Annotated in this window: 22 protein-coding genes and 1 pseudogene; 11 read left to right on the top strand and 12 right to left on the bottom strand. The window is 61.3% G+C overall.

What is annotated here, in order from left to right; all coding sequences use genetic code 11:
- Positions 1-67 precede the first annotated feature (67 nt).
- Positions 68-919 carry a CAP domain-containing protein gene (locus tag AB9L16_RS15365; protein ID WP_056789114.1) on the bottom strand — a complete coding sequence of 284 codons (852 nt, stop codon included), beginning with the start codon at positions 917-919 and terminating at the stop codon, positions 68-70.
- A 198-nt stretch (positions 920-1117) separates the two neighbouring features.
- Between AB9L16_RS15365 and AB9L16_RS15360 the strand changes: the two genes are divergently transcribed.
- Positions 1118-1738, top strand: coding sequence for a cell wall hydrolase (locus AB9L16_RS15360; RefSeq protein ID WP_110600966.1), 621 nt, complete (start codon positions 1118-1120; stop codon positions 1736-1738).
- Here the strand turns inward: AB9L16_RS15360 and AB9L16_RS15355 are convergent.
- Positions 1735-2448 carry a murein L,D-transpeptidase catalytic domain family protein gene (locus AB9L16_RS15355; RefSeq protein WP_016775166.1) on the bottom strand — a complete coding sequence of 238 codons (714 nt, stop codon included), beginning with the start codon at positions 2446-2448 and terminating at the stop codon, positions 1735-1737. The two genes, AB9L16_RS15360 and AB9L16_RS15355, sit on opposite strands and share 4 nt — an antisense overlap.
- Before the next feature lie 152 nt (positions 2449-2600).
- Here AB9L16_RS15355 and AB9L16_RS15350 point away from each other — a divergent pair, with 152 nt between their 5' ends.
- On the top strand, positions 2601-4217 hold the full coding sequence (locus AB9L16_RS15350; RefSeq protein WP_375122341.1) for a murein L,D-transpeptidase: 1617 nt from the start codon (positions 2601-2603) through the stop codon (positions 4215-4217).
- 150 nt (positions 4218-4367) lie between these two features.
- Here the strand turns inward: AB9L16_RS15350 and AB9L16_RS15345 are convergent, their stop codons facing one another.
- The 4 genes from AB9L16_RS15345 to AB9L16_RS15330 form a co-directional block, all read right to left on the bottom strand.
- Positions 4368-5210 carry an NAD-dependent protein deacetylase gene (locus tag AB9L16_RS15345; RefSeq protein ID WP_375122340.1) on the bottom strand — a complete coding sequence of 281 codons (843 nt, stop codon included), beginning with the start codon at positions 5208-5210 and terminating at the stop codon, positions 4368-4370.
- Between the two features lie 54 nt (positions 5211-5264).
- A complete protein-coding gene (locus AB9L16_RS15340) occupies positions 5265-6311 on the bottom strand; it encodes a class I SAM-dependent methyltransferase (RefSeq protein WP_056789123.1) in 1047 nt (348 codons plus the stop codon).
- Between the two features lie 150 nt (positions 6312-6461).
- Positions 6462-7772: an ATP-binding protein gene (locus tag AB9L16_RS15335; RefSeq protein WP_110645568.1), complete on the bottom strand. Its 1311-nt coding sequence runs from the start codon at positions 7770-7772 to the stop codon at positions 6462-6464.
- On the bottom strand, positions 7769-8509 hold the full coding sequence (locus AB9L16_RS15330; protein ID WP_024013314.1) for a response regulator: 741 nt from the start codon (positions 8507-8509) through the stop codon (positions 7769-7771). Before AB9L16_RS15330 ends, AB9L16_RS15335 begins: the two co-directional genes overlap by 4 nt.
- A gap of 297 nt (positions 8510-8806) precedes the next feature.
- Between AB9L16_RS15330 and AB9L16_RS15325 the strand changes: the two genes are divergently transcribed.
- From AB9L16_RS15325 to AB9L16_RS15315, 3 genes are all read left to right on the top strand, one after another.
- Complete coding sequence (locus AB9L16_RS15325; protein WP_016775158.1) at positions 8807-9070, top strand: DUF2790 domain-containing protein; 264 nt, start codon at positions 8807-8809, stop codon at positions 9068-9070.
- 33 nt (positions 9071-9103) lie between these two features.
- Entirely contained in the window at positions 9104-9610 is a 507-nt protein-coding gene (locus AB9L16_RS15320) for a hypothetical protein (protein ID WP_122700635.1), read from the top strand.
- An 88-nt stretch (positions 9611-9698) separates the two neighbouring features.
- A complete protein-coding gene (locus AB9L16_RS15315; protein ID WP_280038852.1) occupies positions 9699-10910 on the top strand; it encodes a cytochrome c biogenesis protein DipZ in 1212 nt (403 codons plus the stop codon).
- 18 nt (positions 10911-10928) lie between these two features.
- Here the strand turns inward: AB9L16_RS15315 and AB9L16_RS15310 are convergent, their stop codons facing one another.
- Positions 10929-11390: a GNAT family N-acetyltransferase gene (locus tag AB9L16_RS15310; protein WP_375122338.1), complete on the bottom strand. Its 462-nt coding sequence runs from the start codon at positions 11388-11390 to the stop codon at positions 10929-10931.
- 230 nt (positions 11391-11620) lie between these two features.
- Between AB9L16_RS15310 and AB9L16_RS15305 the strand changes: the two genes are divergently transcribed.
- A complete protein-coding gene (locus AB9L16_RS15305) occupies positions 11621-12433 on the top strand; it encodes a class I SAM-dependent methyltransferase (RefSeq protein WP_150635010.1) in 813 nt (270 codons plus the stop codon).
- Between the two features lie 134 nt (positions 12434-12567).
- Here the strand turns inward: AB9L16_RS15305 and pcsA are convergent, their stop codons facing one another.
- A complete protein-coding gene (pcsA, locus tag AB9L16_RS15300; RefSeq protein ID WP_039762346.1) occupies positions 12568-13290 on the bottom strand; it encodes a phosphatidylcholine synthase in 723 nt (240 codons plus the stop codon).
- 260 nt (positions 13291-13550) lie between these two features.
- Here pcsA and AB9L16_RS15295 point away from each other — a divergent pair, with 260 nt between their 5' ends.
- Positions 13551-14288 carry a tellurite resistance TerB family protein gene (locus AB9L16_RS15295; RefSeq protein ID WP_375122337.1) on the top strand — a complete coding sequence of 246 codons (738 nt, stop codon included), beginning with the start codon at positions 13551-13553 and terminating at the stop codon, positions 14286-14288.
- A gap of 132 nt (positions 14289-14420) precedes the next feature.
- On the top strand, positions 14421-17045 hold the full coding sequence (ligD, locus tag AB9L16_RS15290; RefSeq protein WP_375122336.1) for a DNA ligase D: 2625 nt from the start codon (positions 14421-14423) through the stop codon (positions 17043-17045).
- On the opposite strand, the gene AB9L16_RS15285 is transcribed toward ligD, so the two are convergent.
- The 3 genes from AB9L16_RS15285 to sodC all read right to left on the bottom strand — a co-directional run bounded on the left by AB9L16_RS15285 (position 17046) and on the right by sodC (position 18489).
- On the bottom strand, positions 17046-17447 hold the full coding sequence (locus AB9L16_RS15285; RefSeq protein WP_071172813.1) for a hypothetical protein: 402 nt from the start codon (positions 17445-17447) through the stop codon (positions 17046-17048).
- Positions 17448-17527: 80 nt separating this feature from the next.
- On the bottom strand, positions 17528-17842 hold the full coding sequence (locus AB9L16_RS15280) for a DUF2388 domain-containing protein (RefSeq protein ID WP_016775151.1): 315 nt from the start codon (positions 17840-17842) through the stop codon (positions 17528-17530).
- A gap of 125 nt (positions 17843-17967) precedes the next feature.
- Positions 17968-18489, bottom strand: coding sequence for a superoxide dismutase [Cu-Zn] SodC (gene sodC / locus AB9L16_RS15275; RefSeq protein WP_375122335.1), 522 nt, complete (start codon positions 18487-18489; stop codon positions 17968-17970).
- Positions 18490-18711: 222 nt separating this feature from the next.
- Here sodC and AB9L16_RS15270 point away from each other — a divergent pair.
- Positions 18712-19488, top strand: a pseudogene (locus tag AB9L16_RS15270) (MCP four helix bundle domain-containing protein); the annotation flags it as partial.
- On the top strand, positions 19483-20346 hold the full coding sequence (locus tag AB9L16_RS15265; RefSeq protein WP_374046354.1) for a methyl-accepting chemotaxis protein: 864 nt from the start codon (positions 19483-19485) through the stop codon (positions 20344-20346). The pseudogene AB9L16_RS15270 and the gene AB9L16_RS15265, both read left to right, overlap by 6 nt.
- Positions 20347-20525: 179 nt before the next feature.
- On the opposite strand, the gene AB9L16_RS15260 is transcribed toward AB9L16_RS15265, so the two are convergent.
- The gene (locus tag AB9L16_RS15260) at positions 20526-20957 is read right to left on the bottom strand and encodes a nuclear transport factor 2 family protein (protein ID WP_236168635.1); all 432 of its coding nucleotides are present in this window, start codon (positions 20955-20957) and stop codon (positions 20526-20528) included.
- Positions 20958-21486: 529 nt separating this feature from the next.
- Between AB9L16_RS15260 and mqo the strand changes: the two genes are divergently transcribed.
- Positions 21487-23133, top strand: coding sequence for a malate dehydrogenase (quinone) (mqo, locus tag AB9L16_RS15255; protein ID WP_252884404.1), 1647 nt, complete (start codon positions 21487-21489; stop codon positions 23131-23133).
- The last annotated feature ends 86 nt before the right edge of the window (positions 23134-23219 follow it).

Here is a 23219-nt window from a genome sequence, read left to right as displayed (position 1 = left end):
TAGGCTGCGCTCGCCACGCCGTCCAATCACTCTGGCTGACCGAGTGATTGACGGCGTCGATGATGCCTTACGGTGCGCCAAACATTGCCGTCCAGTAAATGCCGGCGTTGCTTTTCGGATCGGTCGCGTAAGCGGCGCCCAGTTCCTGATATTGCGGATTCATCAGATTGGCGCAATGGCCTGGGCTGGCGAGCCAGCCGTCAACGACCTTGCCGACGGTGTCTTGCCCGGCGGCGATGTTTTCACCGACCAGTTGCCCGCTGTAACCGGACAGTTCGGCGCGGTCGCCCGGCGTGCGGCCGTCGCGGTCCTTGTGGTCGAGGTAATTGTTGTTGGCCATGTCGCGGCTGTGATCCTGAGCGACAGTGCCCAGCGTGGCATTCCACGCCAGCGGTGCTGCCGCCGCGAAGGACTGGCCGCCGCACTGGCGCGCCTGGCTGCGCGCGGTATTGAGTTGCGCCAGCAGCTTTTGCCCTTCGCTTTGTGCATCGCCGAGTTTCGCCGTCAGCAACGGCCGCGCGAGAACGATGCGCCAGTCGCGGTCAACGCGGTTGACACCGATATCGACAAACTGCGGATCAAGCACCACCTGACAGAAGCTTTCCTGAATCGCCTTCATTGCTGACGCCGCATCGCGCGGGCCGTTGAGGGTGATCGCCTGCACGTTGACCATCGGGTAGTGGGCGCTGGTCATGGCCTGCTGCAGATCAACCGCGCCGCTGGCCGGCAGGCGCAGCCGTGGATCGGCCGACAGCGGTGGCAACTCGTTTGACGCCTGCGTGCCGCAACGCTGGGGCTGGCTGCGATAGCTGTTGATCGACTCGATCAATTGCAGTTCATCGGCGGCCAGCGCCGAGGTGGCGAACACCACGCCCAGCGACAGTGCGGCACAACGCAAAACGGACGGCATGAAGCGCATGGAAATCTCCCTTGAGCTGAATGCGCCCATGATGCGCGAAAGGCCCCCGGTGAGTGAATGTGTTTTTCTTTGCGGCGGATTTTTTTCTGCGCTGGTGTGCCCGCGCATTTGCTCGCTACACTCTGCGAAGACCCCGCAAACCGGGCGTCTCACCGACGTAACATCTTGCCCCGGGCGGGCGCTGACGGAAGAACCGACATGGGATTGAAAGGCTTGGCGGGCGGTTTGTTGTGGATCTTTTTGACCGGCGCAGCATGGGCCGGGGCGCAGGCGCCGATCGAGGCCAAGGCCGAACAGAAAGCCGAGGTGCTCGAAGAGAAAGCAGCGGATAAAGTCAGCGCTGCTCCGGCGCCGAAATCCGAGGCCATCACCCCCACCGAAGCGCAGGCGGTGGACCCGGCCGGTGCCGCGCCGCTGGACGATCCGCTGACCTGTCTGGCGCGCAGTATTTACTGGGAAGCCAAGGGCAAGGACACCCCGGAAATGGAAGCCGTCGCCAGCGTGGTGATGAATCGCCTCGGCCATGACGGCTTCCCCGACACGGTATGCGCGGTGGTCAAGCAAGGTTCGGAAAGCGGCAATTGCCAGTTTTCCTGGTGGTGCGATGGCAGGCCCGATCAGGTCAAGGAAGACGCCGAATACGCGTTGGCCAAGGAAATTGCCGGCAAGGCGTTGAACCGTCAGCTCAAGGACCGCACGCGCGGTGCCCTGTATTTTCATGATCGCGGCGTGCACCCGAGTTGGGCCAAGGCCTATCGCAACACGGCGCAGACCGGCAGGTTCCTGTTCTACAAACCCGCCGGAGGCGACGCGCGTTAACTGGCGTGGGTGTTGAGAATGCTCGCCACCTGCTGCGGCTGGCAGTTCAGGTACGGTGATTTTTGCAGCCAGCGTTGATCCGGATACCAGGAAAACATGAACTGGCCGTTCTTCAGGCGATCGATCACCTGTTTGGCAATCTGCGGCCGCACGGCGGGGCAACCCTGACTGCGGCCGATTCGCCCCTGACGCTTGCTCCACAGCGGGTTCACGTAACTGGCGGCATGAATCACGATCGCGCGATCGCGGGCCAGATCATTGAAACCGGGTTCCAGACCATCCATGCGCAGCGAGTAGCCGTGGGTGCCTTCGTAGCTTTCCTGGGTCCGGAACAGGCCGAGACTGGACTGGTAACTGCCTTCGCGGTTGGAAAACTGCGTGGCGAAGTTTTCCCCGGAGTTCGAACCGTGGGCAACCAGATCGCGCAGCACCAGCTTCTTTTTGCTCAGGTCGAAGATCCACAGGCGGCGTTCGGTGGACGGTTGCGAATAATCGATGATCGCCAGATGTCGCGAGGGTTTCGCGCCGTTGTTGACCGCGCATTGCATGGCGTTCAATGCACCTTTGAGCGCTTGGGGATTGAGTTCCGGCGCGGCGTGGGCGAGGCTGTTGTAGAGAACCGGCGATGGCTTGCCGGCGGCAAATACTGGGCTGGTCACGGCGACAAGGGTCGCGGTGCTCAACAGAAGTCGGCGCAAAAACGTCAACATTTTATAAAGTGTCCTCAACTTGCTACATAAACGGCACTTTGGCTCCTGACTCCCAGTCAATACCCGCAGGCTCGCGGTTCGAGCCTGACTGTTCAGCGCACCTGATGTAAGGTTGACCGTCATCTGGACGGCCATGGATTGGAGTAAAGCAGTTGTTCAAAAAGTACGCATGCTACTTGAGCATTTGTTTGCTCGCTGCGCCGTTTGTCGCTTGCGCCGATGAGCCGCTGCCCCCGCTCGAAACCCTGCCGACGCCTGAAATGCAATTGCCGGTCGAGCCGCGCAGCCCGTTGCAGGCAGTTTTGATCAGCCTGGCGCAGTCGTGCCCGGCGATCGCTCCGCGCCTCAATGGCCCGGCGTTGAGCCAGTTGCAGGCGTTTTATGAACAGCAGGACTGGATGCCGGTGTGGGCGAGTGAGTCCGCACGCTTGCCGGCATTGCGCGCGCAATTGCAGCTGTTGGCCGATGATGGGTTGAATCCGAATCGCTACGCCGTGGCCACTACGCCGCCGCAGGACGGCGAGTTGTGCGCCGACATCGACATCAGCCGCAACTACTTGCAGGCCTTGCAGGATCTGCATTACGGCCGTCTGTTGCAGTCGCATTTCGAACCGCTGTGGCGTGTCGACGGCTCGCCGACCGATCGTCAGGCGCAATTGCTCAGCATTGCCGTGCCGGGCATGAACGATATCGCTGCGGCGTTCAACCTGGCGCGTCCGCATCTGCCGCAATATCAGAGCCTGCGTCAGCTGTATGCCGCGCAACGCTTGCAAGCCTTGCCGCAATGGCAGCCGGTCGGCAGCGGCCCGTTGCTGCGCCCGGCGATGGAAGACCCGCGCGTGCCGGAACTGGCCCGACGCTTGTACAGCGAAGGTTATCTGGCACACGCACTGGTGACACCGGACAACGCCTACGATGACGTGCTGGTGGAGGCAGTGAAGCACTTTCAGGCCAGCCATTCGTTGCAGGCTGACGGCGTGGTCGGGCCGGGCACCATTGCCGAGCTGAACATCAGTCCGCTGACCCGCCGCGATCAGCTGCGCGTCAATCTCGAACGTTTCCGCTGGATGGCCCAGGACATGGAGCCCAGTGGTCTGGTGGTCAATGTCGCGGCCGCTGAGCTGACGCTGTATCAGGGCGGTCAACCGGTGTGGCAGACCCGCACCCAGGTCGGCCGCGCCGAGCGCCAGACTCCACTGCTCAAATCCCGCGTCACCCGGCTGACGCTGAACCCGACCTGGACCGTTCCGCCGACTATCTGGAAGGAAGACAAGCTGCCGGAAATCCGCAAGGACCAGACCTTCCTCAGCCGCCAGAATCTGCAAGTGCTCGACGCCAACGGCCAGCCTCTGGCGGCGGCGGATATCGACTGGGACAACCCCGGCAACATCCTCCTGCGCCAAGACGCCGGCCCGCGCAATCCGCTGGGGCAAATGGTCATCCGTTTCCCCAACCCGTTCTCGGTGTACCTGCACGACACGCCGAGCAAGGCGCTGTTTGAAAAAGGCCCACGGGCGTTCAGCTCCGGTTGCGTGCGGGTCGAGCACCCGCTGCAACTGCGCGATCTGCTGCTGTCCCCGGCAGAAAAAGCCCGTACCGATACTTTGCTGGCGACCGGCACCACCCATGAATTTCGCCTGTCGGCGCCGGTGCCGATCCTGATGACCTACTGGACGGCGCAAGTCGACAGCAGCGGCCATGTGCGTTATGCGCCGGACATCTACAGCCACGACAGCGCATTGCTGGCGGGGCTGGATCGGGCGCATTGAGTCCGGCACCAGCACGGCAGTCAAAGATCTGAGTTCGATGAGTGATTTCAGGTCGACGAATCCCGTACAAACACCTCGGTCAGTCCCCTCTCCCTCGGGAGAGGGCTAGGGTGAGGGGCCGATTTCAAGCCGAACCCATTACTCAAAATCTCACCGCCTCAGCTCTTCCACCAACCACGGCAAAAGCTCCTCACACGAGCCTTCAATCTTCAAATCCAGCAAATCATCCGCCCGGGTCTTGCCCAGATTGATCGCCATCAACGGCTTGCCACGCTCGGCGATCACCCGACACAAGCGAAACGCCGAATACGCCATCAACGAAGATCCCACCACCAGCAACCCCGCCGCATTCTCGGCGGCGGCCAGCGCGCGTGCTGCTGTCGTCGGCGCCACGTTCTCGCCGAAAAACACCACATCCGGTTTCATCCGCTCACCCGCGCAATGCGGGCACCGGGGCACTTGAAACCGCGCTTCAAACGCCGGATCCAGCAAGGTATCGCCATCCGGCGCCTGCACCGCATCAACACCACTCAGGTAGGGATTCTGTGCCTCCATCTGCTGCTGGATCGCATCGCGCTCGCTGCGTTGCCCGCAATCCAGGCACAGCACCCGATGCAGGCTGCCGTGCAGTTCGATCACATCGTGGCTGCCGGCCTGATCGTGCAAGGTATCGACATTCTGCGTGATCAAATCGCTGATCCGGCCGCGCTGCTGCAACGTCGCCAGCGCCTCATGCGCCGCATTCGGTCGGGCCTGACGGACGCGCGGCCAACCGAGCATGGCCCGCGCCCAATACCGCCGGCGTGATTCCGGGGCGGCGAGAAATTCCTGATACATCATCGGCTGCCGCCCGCGACGCACGCCGTCGCTGTCGCGATAGTCCGGAATGCCCGATGGCGTGCTGATGCCGGCGCCGGTCAATATCAGGAATTTATCGTCGGCCATGGCCTGCAACAGCGTATCGAGATGTTCGCGGATCGGGCTATCGAGCATGCTCAGCACTCCAGAATGGGCAGTGCCCGCAGGTTAGCATGCGATCCGCTCGGGTTACTTGCGCGCCTCCAGTATCAGGTTGAAAGGCGTCTGCGTGGCGCGACGGAACTGCTTGAACCCGGCCTCGACAAAGACTTTGCGCAGGCGCATTTCCCCGGCCTGCGCACCGAGCCCGAGGCCGACTTCCTGGGACAGCGAATTGGGCGTGCAGATAAACGTCGAGGCGGCGTAGAACAGGCGCCCGACCGCGTTGAGATTGTCGTCCAGTTTGTCGTTGGCGAACGGTTCGACCAGCAACACCGTGCCGTCGTCTTTCAGCGACTCATAAGCGTGGCGAGCGGCGCCGACCGGGTCGCCCATGTCGTGCAGGCAGTCGAAAAAGCAGATCAGGTCGTAGTCGCCGCCGGGATAGTTTTTCGCCGTCCCCTCGAAGAATCTGGCGCGATTGCCCACACCGCCTTCTTCGGCCCGTTGCGTCGCGACGGTGACTGACGGCGCATGGAAGTCGAAGCCGACAAACTGCGATTTGGGAAACGCCTGGGCCATGATCACCGTCGAGGCGCCGTGACCGCAGCCGATGTCGGCAACCTTGGCGCCGCGTTCGAGTTTGGCCACCACACCGTCCAGGGCCGGAAGCCATTCGGCAATCAGGTGACCTTTGTACCCGGGGCGGAAGAAGCGTTCAGTGCCGCTGAACATGCACGGATGGTGATCGCCCCAAGACAAGGCGCCATTGCCGCGCATGGCCTTGACCAGTTTGTCCTTGTCATGGAAAAACGACGCCACCACGCCGAGACCGCCGGCGACGTACACGGGCGATTCCTCCACGGCCAGCGCCAAGGCTTGCTCTTCGGGCAAACGAAACTGACCGTCAGAGTGTTCCATGTAACCGGACGCGGCATGGGCGCTGAGCCATTCGCGTACCAGGCGCGGATTGCAGGTGGTTTTTGCTGCGAGGGCTTCGGGGCTGATCGGTTGGCTGTCGGCCATTGCCCGGTACAGACCGAGTTCTTCGCCGACAATGACATTGGCCAGCATCGCCGCGCCGCCCATGTCGTTGACCAGTTTGCCCATGAATTCGTTGAGCTTCGCCTCATTCATCACGTGTGCTCCTGAAACAGGATCACCGTCCGGCGGCGTTGAATGTCGAGGCAGGCGCCACCGGGCGGTGGTCACGGATTGGGGCAGGGCACAGCAGACGTCCTGCGGCCCCCTCGACTGGGTAATGAATGAGTCTAGCCGGTGTTTTTCTCAGCGTGGCAGCGGCAACTTCAGTTCAGCGCACAACCCGCCACCTTCACGATTGCTCAACAGCAGCGAGCCTCCCAGCGCCATCGCCAATTGCTGGGCGATCGCCAGCCCGAGCCCGGTGCCGCCGGTGTCGCGGTTGCGCGAATTTTCTACGCGGTAGAATGGTTCCAGCACCTGCGCCAACTCGGCCTCGGCGATGCCCGGGCCGCGATCGAGGACTTTCACCGACAGGCTGTTGCCCTGCGCTTCGACCTGCAATTGCGCGGCGCCGGCGAATTTCAGGGCGTTGTCGGTCAGGTTCACCAGGACCCGGCGCAGGGCCTGCGGGCGGGTTTCGATTACCGCCTTGCTCTTGCCGCCGAGCTGCACGTCCTTGCCCATGTCCTGATAGTCGAAGACCAGGCTGTCGAGGAACGAGTCGAGATCGGTACGCCGGCTTTCTTCGGTGGCGCCGTGAACGCTGCGGGCGTAGGCCACGCCTTCGCGCACCAGATGCTCGATTTCGCCGAGATCGCTGCTCAGTTTGTCTTTTTCGACCGAGTCGTCCATGAACTCTGCGCGCAATTTCATCCGGGTGATCGGCGTTTGCAGGTCGTGGGAAATCGCCGCGAGCAGTTGCATGCGTTCTTTCAGGTAGGCGGCGATGCGCGTTTGCATGGCGTTGAACGCCCGCGCGGCGTGGACCACTTCGGTCGGCCCTTGCTCGTCGAGTTTGATCGGATGGGCGTTGGGGTCGAGGGTTTCCACCGCATTGGCGAGGCGGGTGAGGGGGCGAATGGCGATGCGCACGGCGAGCCAGGTGCAGAGGATCAGCAATGCCAGTTGGCCCAGCAGCACCACCGGCAACCACGGTGACAGCGGCACCATCGCCGGACGGATATCGATGGTCACCGGGCTGCCGTCGCTCAGGCGCAGGTGGCCCTGGAAGTGTTGTCTCGGACCGCCGGGAACTTCGGTAAACACGATTGGATAAGTGTCGCCGATGGCCGCCGTAATCGAGGCGATCGCGACGGACTTTTCAGCCGAGGTCACCGGCATGCCCGGTTCGCCCTCGTTGAGCAGGTAGCCGTAATTGCGCCGGGCCAGTCGCGGCAGCCAGGCCTCGCGTTCGGCGGCGGGCAGGCGATCGAGGATCGCCATCGAAGTCGAGACGTCGGTTTCGAGGTTGCCGAGCATGGTGCTTTTCGCGCTCTGGTAACGCTCGTAATACTGCGCGCCGAACGACAGGCCCTGCGCCAGAATCAGTCCGATCAGGAAAATCAGCGACAGGCGCGAGGCGAGAGTGCGCGGCCATTGCAGCTTGAGTTTCATGCCGAAGCCCCAAGCAGTTCGACCGGCAGCGAGAACACATAACCTTCACTGCGCACGGTCTTGATATAAGCCGGCTCGCGAGCATCGTCCAGCAGGCGTTGACGCAGGCGACTGACCAGCAGATCGATGGAGCGGTCGAACAGATCGGCCTCGCGGCCCTGGGTCAGGTTGAGCAGTTGATCGCGGCTGAGCACCCGTTGCGGATGGTCGAGGAACACCCGCAGCAGGCGGTATTCGGCGCCGCTGAGGGCAACCATGGTGCCGTCGCTGTCGAGCAGGTGCCGGGCCGAGGTGTCCAGCTGCCAACGACCGAACGCCAGCAGGCGTCCGGCTTCGGTGACCACCAGATTCGGCGGCAACATGCGTGTGCGGCGCAACACGGCGTTGATCCGCGCCAGCAGCTCGCGGGCGGCGAAAGGTTTGCTCAGGTAATCGTCGGCGCCCATTTCCAGACCGATGATGCGGTCGGTCTCATCGTTGCGCGCGGTGAGCATCAGCACCGGCGTCGCCTTGTGTTTGCCCACGCGCAATTCGCGGCACAGCTGCAGGCCATCGTCGCCGGGCATCATGATGTCGAGCACGATCAGGTCGACGGTGTTGGCATCAAGGAAGCTGCGCATCTGCCGGCCATCGGCGACCACTGTTGTGCGCAGGCCGTTCTTCTTCAGGTAGTTGCCTACCAGTTCACGGATCTCGCGGTCGTCGTCGACGATGAGAATGTGATCGACATGTTCCATCGGTTCAAGCCTCTGTCAAAGGGGGAATGCCGTGCAGTCTATAGCGCCGTAGACCGCACGCCTGCCTGCCTTTGTATTGCAGTGTATCTGCCGCAGCGGCGGATACACACCGACGCAAAATCACGATTTTTTCGGGGTTTTGTATCGCTCTGTATCTACACGCTGCAGGGATACACAACGAGTGATTCTCGTCCTTTCCTGACACAGACGCGATACCTCGAAGGCCTCAAATAGGCTCCATCGAGGCACACACAGACCGCCTCGGCTCAAACCCACTGAAGCCTTGAGGACTACACCATGAACAACAAATCCGTATTCGCCGCCTGCCTGTTCGCCGCTCTGAACATCTGCACCCTGTCGGCCCACGCCGAAGCTGACGTCAGCCGGCAAACCTACACCTACGGCACCCATCTGGATATCCAGAAAGTGCTGTCGATGACCGAAGACACCTCGGTGACCTGCGGCATCACCGAGGCGCGCATGACCTACCTCGATTCCGCCGGCAAAACCCGCGAGTTGGATTACAGCAAATTCGCTGACGGCTGCAACAACCAGAACTGAGTCATCCCTACTTTTTCTGCAAGGAGTTTTGCCATGAACAACGTCTCGCGCTTTCTGACCGCAGCAGCCTTCGCCTTCACCGGTGCCGCCGCCCACGCCAACAGTGCTGTGGAGCAGAGCAGTTGCGCCAGCAGCACCTGCTTCCAGCTGACCACCGTGGCGAAGGAGGGCAGCGATGCCTTGATCGCCGCTGACGGCTCCAGCCGCACACCGCAGGGGCAGATGGTCGCCGCTGACGGCTCCAGCCGCACACCGCAGGGGCAGATGGTCGCCGCTGACGGCTCCAGCCGCACACCGCAGGGGCAGATGGTCGCCGCTGACGGCTCCAGCCGCACACCGCAGGGGCAGATGGTTGCCGCTGATGGATCGAGCCGCACACCGCAGGGCCAGATGGTCGCCGCTGACGGATCGAGCCGCACGCCGCAAGGCCAGATGGTCGCCGCTGATGGTTCCAGCCGTACACCGCAAGGCCAACTGGTCGCGGAAAACGGTGCCAGTCGTACGCCTCAAGGGCAGTTGCTCGACGGCCAGACTGCATGAGCCACGGCGTAAATAAAGCGAGCTAGCGAGGGGACGTTTCCCTCGCTGCCCGGTTGTGTGCCCAGCCCCCATTCCAAGGTGACCCCTTATGTACCTCATTGCATTTCTCGGCGGTCTGCTGACCGTTCTCAGTCCGTGCATCCTGCCGGTGGTGCCGTTTCTGTTCGCTGGCGCCAACCGTACCCGTTCCTCGATCTTCCTGACTCTCGCCGGCATGGCGCTGACCTTTGCGCTGATCTCCAGCCTTGCCGTGGTCAGCAGCGAGTGGGTGATTCAGGCCAGCAACACCGGCCGCCACGTTGCCTTGTTCGTCATGGCGCTGTTCGCCCTGTCGCTGATCTCGGCCCGCGTCGGTGACTGGCTGACCAGGCCCTTCGTCGCCCTGGGCAATCGTCTCGATCAGGACACGCGTAAACGAGCCGGACCGATGGGCTCGATCATGCTCGGCGTCGCCACCGGCCTGTTGTGGGCGCCCTGTGCCGGGCCGATCCTTGGGGTGATTCTGACCGGCGCAATGTTGCAAGGCGCCAATGCCCAGACCAGCCTGTTGCTGCTGGCTTACGGCGTCGGCAGTGCCTTGTCGCTGGGCACGTTGATCTTCGCCGGGCGCGGTCTGGTCAATCGGCTGAAACCGTCGATCCCGTTCAGCGGCTGGTTGCGTCGTGGTGCCGGGGTTGCGGTGCTTGCGACAGTCGCGGTGATTTCCACGGGCGCCGATAAGACTCTGCTTGCCAACACCTCTTCCGAAGGCGTGGCCAGCGTCGAGAAAAACGTCCTGGAAAACGTGCCGAAAGTGGTCGACTACTTTGTCAGCAAGGTCCGCGCCGATTCGATGATGGACGAGGCGCGGGGCGCGATGCCGTCGCTGTCGGGCGCTGTGCAATGGCTCAATTCACCAGAGCTCAGTGCCGAATCCCTGCGCGGCAAAGTGGTGCTGGTGGACTTCTGGACCTACGACTGCATCAACTGCCAGCACACCCTGCCGTACGTCAAAGACTGGGCGAAGAAATACGAGAAGGACGGCCTGGTGGTGATCGGCGTGCACACCCCTGAATACGGCTACGAACGCATCATCAACAACGTCAAGGATCAGGTGAAAAAACTCGGTATCACCTACCCGGTGGCGATCGACAACGACTACGCAATCTGGCGCAACTTCGACAATCAATACTGGCCGGCGCATTACCTGATCGACGCCAAGGGCCAGATGCGTTACAGCCACTTTGGCGAAGGTCGCTATGCGGAGCAGGAGCAGATGATCAAGCAGTTGCTGGAGGAGGCCAAGGCACCGGCAGCCTGATCAAAACAACGCAATGGCTCAGAGGTCGCGGACCATGAGCCATTGTGTTTTCTCCCACGCCTGGAAACGCTCCAGAAGCTGCCAGCCGCGTTTACCGTAGTAGTCGTGTTTGTCTTGCGTGTGCAAGTACAACCGCGACACCCCACGCTGCTTTGCTGCCTCGCAAATCCCTTCAATCAGCTGCTCCGCCAAGCCTCGCCCGCGCGCCTCGGGGTCAACGAATACGCAGGCGAGCCATGGGCCGAGATCGGCGCGATCAGCCAAGTCGTTGCGGGCCAGTGCGGCACCACCGAGCAGGCGTTCACCGTCCATGGCAATCAGGCACGACCATTCACCATTGCTTTGGCCCTCGGCAAATTCGCGCTGCCATTGAGCCAGGGGCTGGTCGGCGTATTCGTAGTGGAATTGTTGGTGAATCCACGCCGCGTAGCGATCGCTGTGTTGCATGTGCGCGGCGAGCCAGTCGAGGTGCAGTGACATCGGTCGAGTCCTTTGCGTGGGCGAGCCCGCATCAGAAACCAATCCCGCGACGCTGACAATGCGCAAGGTGTATCAGGTGCTTGACAGATTTGCGCCACTCATCGGCAAAGTGCCGGGTTTATGGGGCTGGCGGACGATTGACAGGGACGCCGGGCAGCCTCGGCGCGATAGTGAGCAAGCACGGTCCGCGTCGCAGCCTGTGCTTTCTCTCTGCCACGGAGCTCGCTGTCATGAGTACCTCGATTGATCTCACTGCCCTGAAGGAACGTCAGAAAGTCGCTTGGGCCAGTGGCGACTACGCCGTGATCGGCACGACTTTGCAGATCGTCGGTGAAAGCCTCGCCGAGGCCTGCGATCTGCGCTGTGATGAACAGGTGTTGGATGTCGCTGCCGGCAACGGCAATGCAACCCTGGCAGCGGCGCGGCGCGGGTGTGTAGTGACTTCGACCGATTATGTGGCGGCATTGCTGGAGCGTGGTCAGGATCGCGCCCGGGCCGAGCATCTGGAGGTGATTTTTCAGGTGGCCGATGCCGAGGCTTTGCCTTTTCCCGATGAAAGCTACGACGCCGTGTTGTCGACGTTCGGCGTGATGTTCGCGCCTGACCAGGTCACCGCCGCTGCTGAACTGGGGCGGGTCTGTCGTCGCGGCGGACGGATCGGTATGGCGAACTGGACGCCGGAGGGCTTCGTCGGCCAGATGTTCAAGACTCTCGGCCAGCATCTGCCACCGCCAGCGGTTGCACAGCCTCCATCGAACTGGGGCTCGGATGCGTGGCTGCACAAGCATTTCGATGACCGCGATTTTGTCGTGCGCGTGACCCGCAGCCACTTCAACTTCCGCTACCGCTCGGCGGCGCATTTCATTGACATCTTTCGGCACTGGTATGGGCCGGTGCACAAGGCTTTTGCGGTGTTGCCGGCGGAGGCCGGGCAGGCGCTGGAGGATGATCTGACCGAGTTGCTCAACCGATCGAATCGCGCCGGGGAGGCGTCGCTGGTGGTGCCGAGTGAGTATCTGGAGGTGGTTATTACCAAGCGCTAGTCCCCATCGGATCTCCTGATCGATGAAGATCTCTGTGGGAGCGAGCTTGCTTGCGAAAGCGGTGTGCCAGCCAACCTTGATGTTGATGGAACCACCGCATTCGCGAGCAGGCTCACTCCCACAGGGGGATGTGCTTATTTCAAATGGCCGCGATCAAACCACTCCAGCGCCGTGCGCCAGATGCAGATCCCCAGGAAATAAGCCGACATCAGCAGCCACAAGCCCATCACCAGCGGGTTGATCACCGGGTGATTGAGCACCAGCGACAGGCTGCACAACAGCCAGATCGCCGTCACCGCAATATTGATTGGCATGAAACGCCGCACGCGAAACGGGTGCAGGAACTTCATCCGCGTCACCGTCAGCAGCGCCAGCCCGATCACGGTGAGAAAGGTAATCCACGGCCCCGGGCCAATGATGTACAGGCACAGCGCTACCACGTTCCAGGCCGCCGGGAAGCCGACAAAATAGTTGTCCTTGCTCTTCATGTTGACGTTGCAGAAGCAGAACAGCGACGACACCAGAATCACCGACACCGTCAGCAACAGGGTGTAATCGGGCAGGGGAATGTAGCGGTAGATAAACAGTGCCGGGATGAATACATAAGTCAGGTAATCGATCACCAGATCGAGGATCGAACCGTCGAAACTCGGCAGCACCGATTGCACATTGACCTTGCGCGCCAGTGCGCCGTCCAGGCCGTCGACGATCAGCGCAACGCCCAGCCACATCAGGCAATGGATCGGCTGGTTTTCCAGCAGGGCGAGTGTGGCGAGGAAGGCGGTGACCACGCCAGTCGCGGTAAAACCATGGGCGCCCCATGCTTTCAGCCTGGCGATGTGTACGGTTGATATCACGAGGGCGTTCTCCAGAAAGTGAAGCAAGCCGGTTATCGCCCATCATCAGAAAGGGCGTCGGCAAACCGGGTCGGGTTGCAGCTATCGACCGGTTTAGCCGGGATAAGGTTCACCACCCCTGAATCTTAGCTGGCTGGCGAAAATTTTCTCGCGTGGCGATTCAACGGTGATCGGGCGTCAGCCCAACGGTGCTGGCGCTATGGCTGCGTCGGTCTATCGTTGCCTGACGCGATCGGGCCGTGGCCTCGGAGGATAACGTCATGAACACCAGCGATTTGCTTGAACAACTGCTCCGAGGCCAGGCCTCGGCGGGACAACAACGCGGAGCTTCGGCCGGTGACGGCCTGGGCGGTTTACTTGGTGGACTGTTGGGCGGCGGCAGTCAGTCCGGAGCGGGTGGCGCGGCTGCTTCGGGTGGCCTCGGCGGCCTGGGTGGTTTGCTCGGTGGCTTGCTCGGCGGCGGTGGCTTGGGAAGCGCCCTCGGTGGCGGTAGCAGAAGCCGTACCGGCGGGACCAGTTACGCGGCGCTCGCATCGCTGGGCATGATGGCTTACCAAGCGTATCAAGCCTGGCAACGCAGCCAGGCCAGCACCGCGCCGCAGGAGCTGCCACAAACCGCCGACCTGCTCGCCGGCCCGCAAATCGAAACCCACAGCCACGCGGTACTGCGCGCCCTTATCGCCGCCGCCAAGGCTGACGGCCGCATCGACGACGCAGAAAAGCATCTCATCAGCAGCGAAATCGGCAAACACACCGCCGACCCGCAGTTGCAGCAATGGTTCGACGCCGAAGTCGCCAAGCCGCTGGATGCCCGCGAAGTGGCGCAATCCGCTGACGGCGATCCGGCCGTAGCCGCCGAAATGTACCTGGCCAGCGTCATGCTGGTAGACGATCAACAGGACGCCGAACGCAGCTATCTCGATGAGCTGGCCGCGGCCTTGAACATCGATCCCGACTTGCAGGTGCATCTGGAACAGCAGGCGAAAGGGCAAGCCTGACCCGCTGTAAAAATCCCTGACACTGCCAGCCCCGGCCGTTCCATCCGTCCGGGGCTTTTTTACCTCGATTGAATTTTTCCGCCGCCGTGTCGCTCTTCTGCATAACAGAACCCGTCTGCCATCGGTGTGCTCATGAACAGGTACCTCGACGATTACAACCGCATGCGTGATTTTTCCGCGACGTCGGAACCGGCCGCAGTCAAGCGCTCGGGCCGTAAGTCGGCCAAGGATCATGCCTTGCAGTTCTGCATCCAGAAGCACGACGCTTCGCACCTGCATTACGACTTTCGCCTTGAACTCGACGGCGCGCTGAAAAGCTGGGCGGTGCCGAAGGGGCCGTCGCTGGACCCGTCGGTCAAGCGTCTGGCGATTCATGTCGAGGATCATCCGCTCGATTACGCGACGTTCGAAGGCAGCATTCCCGAGGGGCATTACGGTGCCGGTGATGTGATCGTCTGGGATCGCGGTGTGTGGATTCCGCTGGAAGATCCGCACAAGGCCTATGCCAAGGGCCGGCTGAAGTTCGAGTTGCAAGGCGAGAAGCTCGGCGGCGTGTGGAATCTGGTGCGCACGCACATGCCGGGCAAGAAGGAACAATGGTTCCTGATCAAGCATCAGGACAACGCCGCGCGCCCGCAGGATGATTTCGACGTGCTGGTCGCCGAGCCCGACAGCGTGCTCAGCGAGCGCACGATTGTCGGTAAACCGGCGGCTGCCGCCGATAAGGCCAAACCGGTAAAGAAGGCCCCGGCCAAACCGCGCAAGCAGGCGTCCGGGCAGCTTACCGGCGCACGCAAGGCCAAGCTCCCAGCGCTGATCAAGCCGGAACTGGCGACGCTGGTCGACAGCGCGCCCGAAGGGCAGTGGAGCTACGAGATCAAGTTTGACGGCTACCGGATCATGGCGCGGATCGATCACGATGAGGTGCAGCTGTTCACCCGCAACGGCCATGACTGGACGCACAAACTGCCGCAGCAGGCCAAAGCGCTGGCGGCGCTGGGTCTGGAATCGGCCTGGCTCGATGGCGAAATGGTCGTGGCCAACGAGCAAGGGGTGCCGGATTTTCAAGCGCTGCAGAATGCCTTCGATGCCGGGCGCAGCGGCAATATTGTTTATTACCTGTTCGACGTGCCGTATCTGAATGGCGTCGACCTGCGCGACGTGCCGGTCGAAGAACGCCGCGCCGCGTTGAGCACCATCCTCGGCGCGCAGAAAGAATCGTCAACGCTGCGCTTCTCCGAAGCCTTCGAAGAAACCCCCGATGCGCTGCTCAACAGCGCCTGCCAGATGCAGATGGAAGGCCTGATCGGCAAACGCCTCGGTTCGCCATATGTATCGCGGCGCAGCGGCGACTGGATCAAGCTCAAATGCAAGCATCGCCAGGAATTCGTCATCGTCGGCTACACCGATCCGAAAGGTGCGCGCAGTGCTTTCGGTGCCTTGCTGCTCGGCCTGCACGACCGTGACAGCGGCGAGTTGCGCTACGCCGGCAAGGTCGGCACCGGGTTCAACGAAACCACGTTGAAAAGCATCCTCGCCCAACTTAAGCCGTTGCAGACCAAAGCCGCCGCAGTGGTCAATCCGCCCAGCGGTTTCGAGGCCAAAGGCGTGCACTGGCTGAAACCCAAACTGCTGGCCGAAGTGGCATTCGCCGAGATGACCAAGGACGGCTCGGTGCGGCATGCCGTGTTCCATGGTTTGCGCGATGACAAACCGGCCAAGGACATTACCGAGGAGCGAGCGAAGCCTGTGAAAGCTGCCAAGTCCGAAAAAACCGAAAAAACCGAAAAGACCAAAACCGCCGAAAAGCAGCCGGCAAAGAAAACCGCCGCCAGCAAAAAAGCCGAAACCGCGCCTTCGCAAGCAGGTCTGGCCGGCGGCAAGGTACGCATCACTCACCCCGATCGAGTGATCGATGCGGTCAGCGGCACAACCAAGATGCAACTGGCGCAGTATTACGCCAGCGTTGCCGAACACATCCTGCCGCAACTCAAGGATCGTCCCGTGGCCTTAGTGCGTGCACCGGACGGCATCGCCGGCGAACTGTTCTTCCAGAAGAACGCCGATCGCCTGGCCATTCCCGGCATCACCGCCCTGGACAAGGACGTCACCGGCCAGCCAGTGATGATGATCAACAATCCCGAAGCGCTGGTCGGTGCGGTGCAGATGAGCACGGTGGAGCTGCACACCTGGAACGCCACAACCGTGGATCTGGACAAGCCCGATCGCTTCGTCCTCGACCTCGACCCGGATCCTGCGTTGCCATGGAAAAGCATGGTTGAAGCCACCGCGCTGACCCTCACTGTGCTCGATGAGCTGGGCCTCAAAGCCTTCCTGAAAACCAGCGGCGGCAAAGGCATTCACCTGGTGGTGCCGTTGACGCGCAAGCATGGCTGGGACGAAGTGAAGGACTTCAGCCACGCCATCGTCAGCCACATGGCCAAGTTGCTGCCGGACCGGATTTCAGCGGTGTCCGGGCCGAAAAACCGCGTCGGGCGGATCTTCATCGATTACCTGCGCAACGGCCTCGGTGCCACCACCATTTGCGCCTACGCCGCACGTGCGCGGGAAGGCATGCCGGTGTCGGTGCCGCTGTACCGAGAGGAAGTCGCTGAAATCAAGGGTGGTAATCACTGGAACATCTACAACGTTCACGAGCGTCTGACCGAAGTCGGCGATGAGCCTTGGGCGGACATGAAGAAAACCCGTCAGACCATCACCGCCGAGATGCGCAAACGCGTCGGCATGAAAAAGTGATCAGGTGTCGCGCAGCAAGTCGTGGGCGTTGAGCAGTTCGAAGGCGATTTGCGGGTGGTTTTCCAGGCCCTTGCGAATCGCCGCCGGGATTGCCGCGCGAGTCTTGCGACACAGGCCTGGCAGCTCGTCGATCTGAATGGCAATGCCGCGCATGGTGCGCACTTCATTGAAACCGGGGGCGACGTCGACACGGATGCCGAGTTGCTCGTACATACGCTGTTGCAGGCGTTTGAGGTCGGCGAGGTCTTTGAGTTGTTCCAGGCGCGCCAGAAGAATTTTTTCCTCAGCGCGGGTCAAGCGCAGGATGCGCAGATCGGCTCCGGGCGTTTCCAGCAAAGGATCGCGCCCGCAGATGCAGGCGCCGGGTGGGCAGGGTGAGCGTAAGGGCACGGTCGTCGTCATGGCCTCCATCATAGAGGCCGTCGGACATGTTTGCCTATGTGCACTCAGCGGCCGTCCATCGGCCGCTGCTTCCCTCGTGACTACTGCTGCACGCCTTCGTATTGCACCAGAATGGCGTTGGCCAGGTCTTCATCACTGGCGTTCAAGCCAGGGTTGGCCTGGCGCACCTGTTGCAGTACCGACTCAAGATAAACCCCACGAATGGCCCCGCCGCTTGCAACGAACGCAGACACGTCGTCACGGGCCGGAATCACCATTTTGTCGTCCTTGAAGGTCGAGTACAGCGACGCGGAGACACCTGCCGAGGTGGCGACGTCACCCGCGTCAACGCGGGCCAGCGCCGAACCGACCGGCAGGCAAAGCATTAAAGAAGAAATCAGGACTAACTTGCGCATGACGTGTTCCTCCACAAGCGCTAAGCAAAAAGGGAAGGGACTACATAACGTCAGAGGTGAACGGCGCGCGGGAGTTCCGTGAGCGGTGAAAAGCCGTGAGTCAGAGTTTTCACCGCTCAGTCGGTTCAGATCACCCCACAGGCCATGCGATCACCGCCACCGCCCAGTGGCTTGGGCATGTCGGAATGGTTATCGCCGCCGGCGTGAATCATCAGGGCGTGGCCCTTGATCTCGGAAATCTTCTTCAGGCGCGGTGCCAGCACCGGATAGTTGGCGACCCCGTCAGCCGTCACATACACCGCTGGCAGATCACCCAGATGCCCATCGGCGTAAGGGCCGAGATGCTTGCCGGTTTTCGCCGGATCGAAGTGTCCGCCAGCGGCCAGTGCTGCGCCTTTGACGCCATCCTTCATGCCCGCTTCGCAGCTGCCGTTTTCATGGACATGGAAACCGTGAATGCCGGCCGGCAATGATTTCAGCTCGGGTGTGAACAGCAGGCCGTACGGCGTTTCGCTGACAGTGACAGAGCCGATCGCCTGCGGCGCACCGTTGGCGCTGACCAGATTGATTGCGACTTTCTCCGTTGCTGCCTGTGCGGTGCCGATTGCCAACGTGCCGAGCAGACCAAACCACAGTGCGCGTTTCATAAGCGTTTCCTTCAGCTGCATGAATGTTCGTAGCCATGGATTGATAGCCTGCCGGGGTTAACCAGCGATGAAGGCGTTATCCATCGGCGCTGCAAGGTGTGACCGGGTTCACGCTTGAAAAGTTTTGCCGGATTCAAGTCGCCCCTGACATCAGCCGATACGCTCTGTGTCGGCAGTTCCCTGCACATAGGCTTAACTGAAATCCGACAAGCGCAATCCAGCGTGCCCACGGGAGATTCCACGGTGTCGATCAAACTGCGTTTGGTGTTGCTGATTGCGACCAGCCTGCTGACGGCGCTGATCGTGAGCCTGGTCAGTTACGTCGGCAATCTGCGGATGGCCACGGCGGTAGGCGATAACACGGTGAGCATGAGCGCGCTGCGCAATCACATGGAAGCGGACATGATGCACGACGCCCTGCGCGCCGATGTCTATTCGGCGATGCTGGTCGGCCTGGGCAAAAGCACCGCCACCGCCACAGAAGTGCGCGACTCGCTGGCCGAGCACGCAGGGCATTTTCGTGAAGTGCTGGATGACAACCTGAAACTGCCGATCAACCCGCAGCTGCGCACGGCGCTGGAGCAGATCAAGCCGAGCCTCGACACCTACATCAAATCCGCCGAGCAGATCGTCGGCGTGGCGCTGGACAATCCGGATGCCGCCCAGCAGCAGCTCGGCACGTTCAATGCCGCGTTCAGCCAGCTCGAAGAGCAAATGGCGACGCTCAGCGAATTGATTGAAAGCAACACTCGGCAAACCAGCGAAGGCACCGAAGCGGCCATTAGCAATGCCAATCTGGCCCTTGGTGTGGTGCTGATCGCCAGTCTGTTGCTGCTGCTGATTCAGGGGCGCTGGGTGATCCTGAGTATCATGGGGCCGCTCAAATCCGCCAGCCGCATCGCTGAAAGCATTGCCCATGGCAATCTCAGCGAACCGATTGTCGAACCCGCCGGCAAGGACGAAGCCAGTGTGCTGATCCGCACATTGGCGACCATGCAACGTGACTTGCGCAACATGATCGACGTGGTCCGGCGCAACGCCCACGGTGTCAGCGGCATGAGCGAGCAGCTCAGTCAGGGCTGCCATCAGGTCGCCGACAGCAGCCAGCAGCAAAGCGTTGCCGCCGGGACCATGGCGGCCGCCGCCAGTCAGATGACCGCCAGCATCGAGGAAATCACCCGCCACGCCGAACGTGCCCTGAGCATGGCCAATCAGGCGGAAACTCTAGCGAAGGAGGGCGGCGGGGTGATTCATCAAGTGGTCAGCGACATGGACGACATCGCCCGCTCGGCACAGCAGTCGGCGCAGGTGATCCGCACGCTGGATCAGGAATCCGAGGCGATCTTCAACATCATTCAGGTGATCAAGAGCATCGCCGACCAGACCAACCTGCTGGCCCTCAACGCCGCGATCGAGGCGGCGCGGGCAGGTGAGCAGGGCCGTGGCTTTGCCGTGGTCGCGGATGAAGTGCGCAGTCTGGCCGCACGCACCAGCGCCTCGACCCAGGAAATTGCCGCAATGGTCGCGCGCATCCAGAGCAGCACGCGCGAGGCGGTCAACAGCATGGAGGCCGGCGTGGCGCAGGTCGACAAGGGCATGGCGGTGACCGCGGAAGTCGAGCGGGCAATTCGCGAGATCCTCGACGCCACGCTGAACACCACGCAACTGGTCAACGACATCACCCGCACGATTGGCGAACAGAGCCAGGCCAGTAACGAGATCGCCCATCAGGTGGAGATGATTGCCGGGATGAGCGAAGGCAACAGTCGGGTGATCGGGCAGACCGCGACGACCACCGATGAATTGTCGAATCTGGCGGGGCAGCTGGCGCGGTCGGTGGATCGGTTTCGGTTGTGATAGCGGTAGGACCCATTACATTTCTGGTGTCTATCACGGCCTTATCGCTGGCAAGCCAGCTCCCACAGGGTCTGATGTTGTGAATGCAACGGTGTGCACACCATCATCCACTGTGGGAGCGGGCTTGCCCGCGATTAGGCCAGCTCGGGCAACACTGAATCAAACCTATGTGCCCTTAATCAGAATCTGAATGCCTGCCGCCCCACCAACAACCATTTCCCGCCCTGTTTCTGCCAGATCTGGAAATTTTCGATCTCGGTCGGAATCACCTCAGTCCCCTTCAACGCCTGCGCGGAGAAGTGGTGGCGCACCAATGCGGTATCGCCGGACATCGTGATGGTCTGCTTCTGCATCTCCAGGGTCTTGAATGCGCTGCGGCCGGTTTCGATGTCGGCGATGAATTCCTGCTTGTCCTGAATCTTGCCGCTGGAGTGGCCGTAGGTCAGGTTCGGCGCGGTCAGAGCGTTCAGTTCGGCGATGTCTTTGTGCAGCATCGCCTGGGTCAGGTGATCCACCGCTTGGGCCACTTGCTTTTCCGCCGGGGCAGGGGCGGCCATGGCGCAGGCGCTGAAGGCGCAGAACAAACCGATGAGGAGGCGGGATTTGGTCATGTTGTTTCCTTGTTGTTATTGGGTCGGAATGACTGGCTTAGTTTGTCAGTCATCGTACAACGTAGCAGGTTATTTTCTGCTTGAACAACGAGCCGTTCGCAATGATTTATCAAGTTGCGATGTGTATCGCGCAAAAAACTTTGCAGGCCAATGCCTGATCACGGTCATGTTTGGTGGCCCATGGCCGATAAGCCCCAGAGCGGAAAAAGACTTTCAAGTCGGGAACAGACGCGCGGGTTCGCCCTGACGTGATATTCTCCGCGCCAAATTTGCTTTGACTTAATTCGGTTGGCTGGCCTTTCAGGCGGGCCGACGGGATCCCTGTCGCTCAAGCAGCTGAAGCCAATAACGATAAGAAGTCAGTTCAGAAGGGACATTAACTGAGGTCGATGCCACATGTCGGCCTTGTGTGCCCACCCGTCAATATTGAAGTGTGCCGGATTGCGCGACGCCAGCCTGAGCGTCAACAAAGCGCAACGCAGACTGATAACAACGACGGGCGGAAGGCGTTTTATCATAGGTGCAACAGATGTTTAAGAAAGTGAACACAGCCTTGCTCGGTCTGGCTTTGGCGATGGGGATGTCGTCTGCCAATGCTGCCGAAGCCAAGAAAGTTGATGTCCTGCTGATCGGCGGCGGCATCATGAGCACCACCCTGGGTGTGTGGATCAATGAGCTGGAACCGACCTGGTCGATGGAAATGGTCGAGCGCCTCGATGGCGTCGCCCTGGAAAGCTCCAACGGCTGGAACAACGCCGGTACCGGTCACTCCGCCCTCGCCGAGCTGAACTACACCCCGGAAGACGACAAGGGCAACGTGACGATCCCGAAAGCCGTCGAGATCAACGAAGCGTTCCAGGTTTCCCGTCAGTTCTGGGCGTGGCAGGTTCAGCAGGGCGTGCTGAAGAACCCTCGCTCGTTCATCAACACCACTCCGCACATGAGCTTCGTGTGGGGCGATGACAACATCAAGTTCCTGAAAAAGCGCTACGAAGCGCTGCAGGCGAGCCCGCTGTTCGCTGGCATGCAGTATTCCGAAGATCCGGCTGTGATCAAGAAGTGGGTACCGCTGATGATGGAAGGGCGTGACCCGAACCAGAAAATCGCGGCCACCTGGAGCCCGCTGGGTACGGACATGAACTTCGGCGAAATCACCCGCCAGTTCGCCGCTCACCTGCAAACCAAACCCAACTTCGATCTGAAACTGTCGAGCGAAGTTGAAGACATCACCAAGAACGCCGATGGCACCTGGCGTGTGAGCTACAAAAACCTCAAGGACGGTACCAAGACCGAAACCGACGCCAAGTTCGTGTTCATCGGCGCTGGCGGCGGTGCTCTGCACCTGCTGCAGAAGTCGGGCATTCCTGAAGCCAAGGAATACGCAGGCTTCCCGGTTGGCGGCTCGTTCCTGGTGACCGAGAACCCGACGATTGCCGAGCAGCACCTGGCCAAGGCCTACGGCAAGGCTTCGGTTGGCGCGCCACCGATGTCCGTTCCGCACCTGGACACCCGTGTCCTGGACGGCAAGCGCGTCATTCTGTTTGGCCCGTTCGCGACCTTCAGCACCAAGTTCCTCAAGGAAGGTTCGTACTTCGACCTGCTGACCAGTACCACCACCCACAACATCTGGCCAATGACCAAGGTCGGCATCAAGGAATACCCGCTGGTCGAGTACCTTGCCGGTCAGTTGATGCTGTCGGATGAAGACCGTCTGAACGCGCTGAAGGAATACTTCCCGAACGCCAAAGCCGAAGACTGGCGCCTGTGGCAAGCCGGCCAGCGCGTGCAAATCATCAAGCGTGATGAAGCCGCTGGCGGCGTGCTGAAACTGGGCACCGAGATCGTTGCTTCGCAAGACGGCTCGATCGCTGGCCTGCTGGGCGCATCGCCAGGCGCGTCGACTGCTGCACCGATCATGCTGAGCGTGCTGCAGAAAGTCTTCAAAGACAAAGTCGCAACCCCTGAGTGGCAGACCAAGCTGCACCAGATCGTGCCAAGCTACGGCACCCAGCTGAACAGCGATCCGGCCAAAGTGGCTGCTGAGTGGGCTTACACCGCGAAAATCCTCGAACTGCCGACGCCTCCAGTGATCGGTCAGGTAGCTGCTCCGGCGGCACCTGCGGCTGACAAAGCCGTAGCGCCGAAGGAAAACGCTGCACGTGACATGGCTCTGTAAGCAGAACCCTGACACACAAAACCCACTGAACCGGCGACGGTCAGTGGGTTTTTTTATACGCCGGACCTGTAGGAGCTGACGAGTGC

This window comes from Pseudomonas sp. LW8 (genome assembly GCF_041956865.1).
In the GTDB taxonomy this organism is placed as follows: domain Bacteria; phylum Pseudomonadota; class Gammaproteobacteria; order Pseudomonadales; family Pseudomonadaceae; genus Aquipseudomonas; species Aquipseudomonas siliginis.
The sequence above is the reverse complement of the archived record's forward strand: the minus strand, read 5'-3'. Positions and strand labels throughout refer to the sequence as shown.

Coding starts and splice junctions, on each gene's coding strand:
- AB9L16_RS15335 (WP_110645568.1), bottom strand. CDS start 7,772: ATGAAACTCAAGCTGCAATGGCCGCGCACTCTCGCCTCGCGCCTGTCG.
- AB9L16_RS15345 (WP_375122340.1), bottom strand. CDS start 5,210: ATGCTCGATAGCCCGATCCGCGAACATCTCGATACGCTGTTGCAGGCC.
- AB9L16_RS15320 (WP_122700635.1), top strand. CDS start 9,104: ATGAACAACGTCTCGCGCTTTCTGACCGCAGCAGCCTTCGCCTTCACC.
- AB9L16_RS15365 (WP_056789114.1), bottom strand. CDS start 919: ATGCGCTTCATGCCGTCCGTTTTGCGTTGTGCCGCACTGTCGCTGGGC.
- mqo (WP_252884404.1), top strand. CDS start 21,487: ATGTTTAAGAAAGTGAACACAGCCTTGCTCGGTCTGGCTTTGGCGATG.
- ligD (WP_375122336.1), top strand. CDS start 14,421: ATGAACAGGTACCTCGACGATTACAACCGCATGCGTGATTTTTCCGCG.
- AB9L16_RS15355 (WP_016775166.1), bottom strand. CDS start 2,448: ATGTTGACGTTTTTGCGCCGACTTCTGTTGAGCACCGCGACCCTTGTC.
- AB9L16_RS15315 (WP_280038852.1), top strand. CDS start 9,699: ATGTACCTCATTGCATTTCTCGGCGGTCTGCTGACCGTTCTCAGTCCG.
- AB9L16_RS15260 (WP_236168635.1), bottom strand. CDS start 20,957: ATGACCAAATCCCGCCTCCTCATCGGTTTGTTCTGCGCCTTCAGCGCC.
- AB9L16_RS15305 (WP_150635010.1), top strand. CDS start 11,621: ATGAGTACCTCGATTGATCTCACTGCCCTGAAGGAACGTCAGAAAGTC.
- AB9L16_RS15285 (WP_071172813.1), bottom strand. CDS start 17,447: ATGACGACGACCGTGCCCTTACGCTCACCCTGCCCACCCGGCGCCTGC.
- AB9L16_RS15325 (WP_016775158.1), top strand. CDS start 8,807: ATGAACAACAAATCCGTATTCGCCGCCTGCCTGTTCGCCGCTCTGAAC.
- AB9L16_RS15330 (WP_024013314.1), bottom strand. CDS start 8,509: ATGGAACATGTCGATCACATTCTCATCGTCGACGACGACCGCGAGATC.
- AB9L16_RS15340 (WP_056789123.1), bottom strand. CDS start 6,311: ATGAATGAGGCGAAGCTCAACGAATTCATGGGCAAACTGGTCAACGAC.
- AB9L16_RS15310 (WP_375122338.1), bottom strand. CDS start 11,390: ATGTCACTGCACCTCGACTGGCTCGCCGCGCACATGCAACACAGCGAT.
- AB9L16_RS15280 (WP_016775151.1), bottom strand. CDS start 17,842: ATGCGCAAGTTAGTCCTGATTTCTTCTTTAATGCTTTGCCTGCCGGTC.
- sodC (WP_375122335.1), bottom strand. CDS start 18,489: ATGAAACGCGCACTGTGGTTTGGTCTGCTCGGCACGTTGGCAATCGGC.
- AB9L16_RS15295 (WP_375122337.1), top strand. CDS start 13,551: ATGAACACCAGCGATTTGCTTGAACAACTGCTCCGAGGCCAGGCCTCG.
- AB9L16_RS15265 (WP_374046354.1), top strand. CDS start 19,483: ATGCAACGTGACTTGCGCAACATGATCGACGTGGTCCGGCGCAACGCC.
- AB9L16_RS15360 (WP_110600966.1), top strand. CDS start 1,118: ATGGGATTGAAAGGCTTGGCGGGCGGTTTGTTGTGGATCTTTTTGACC.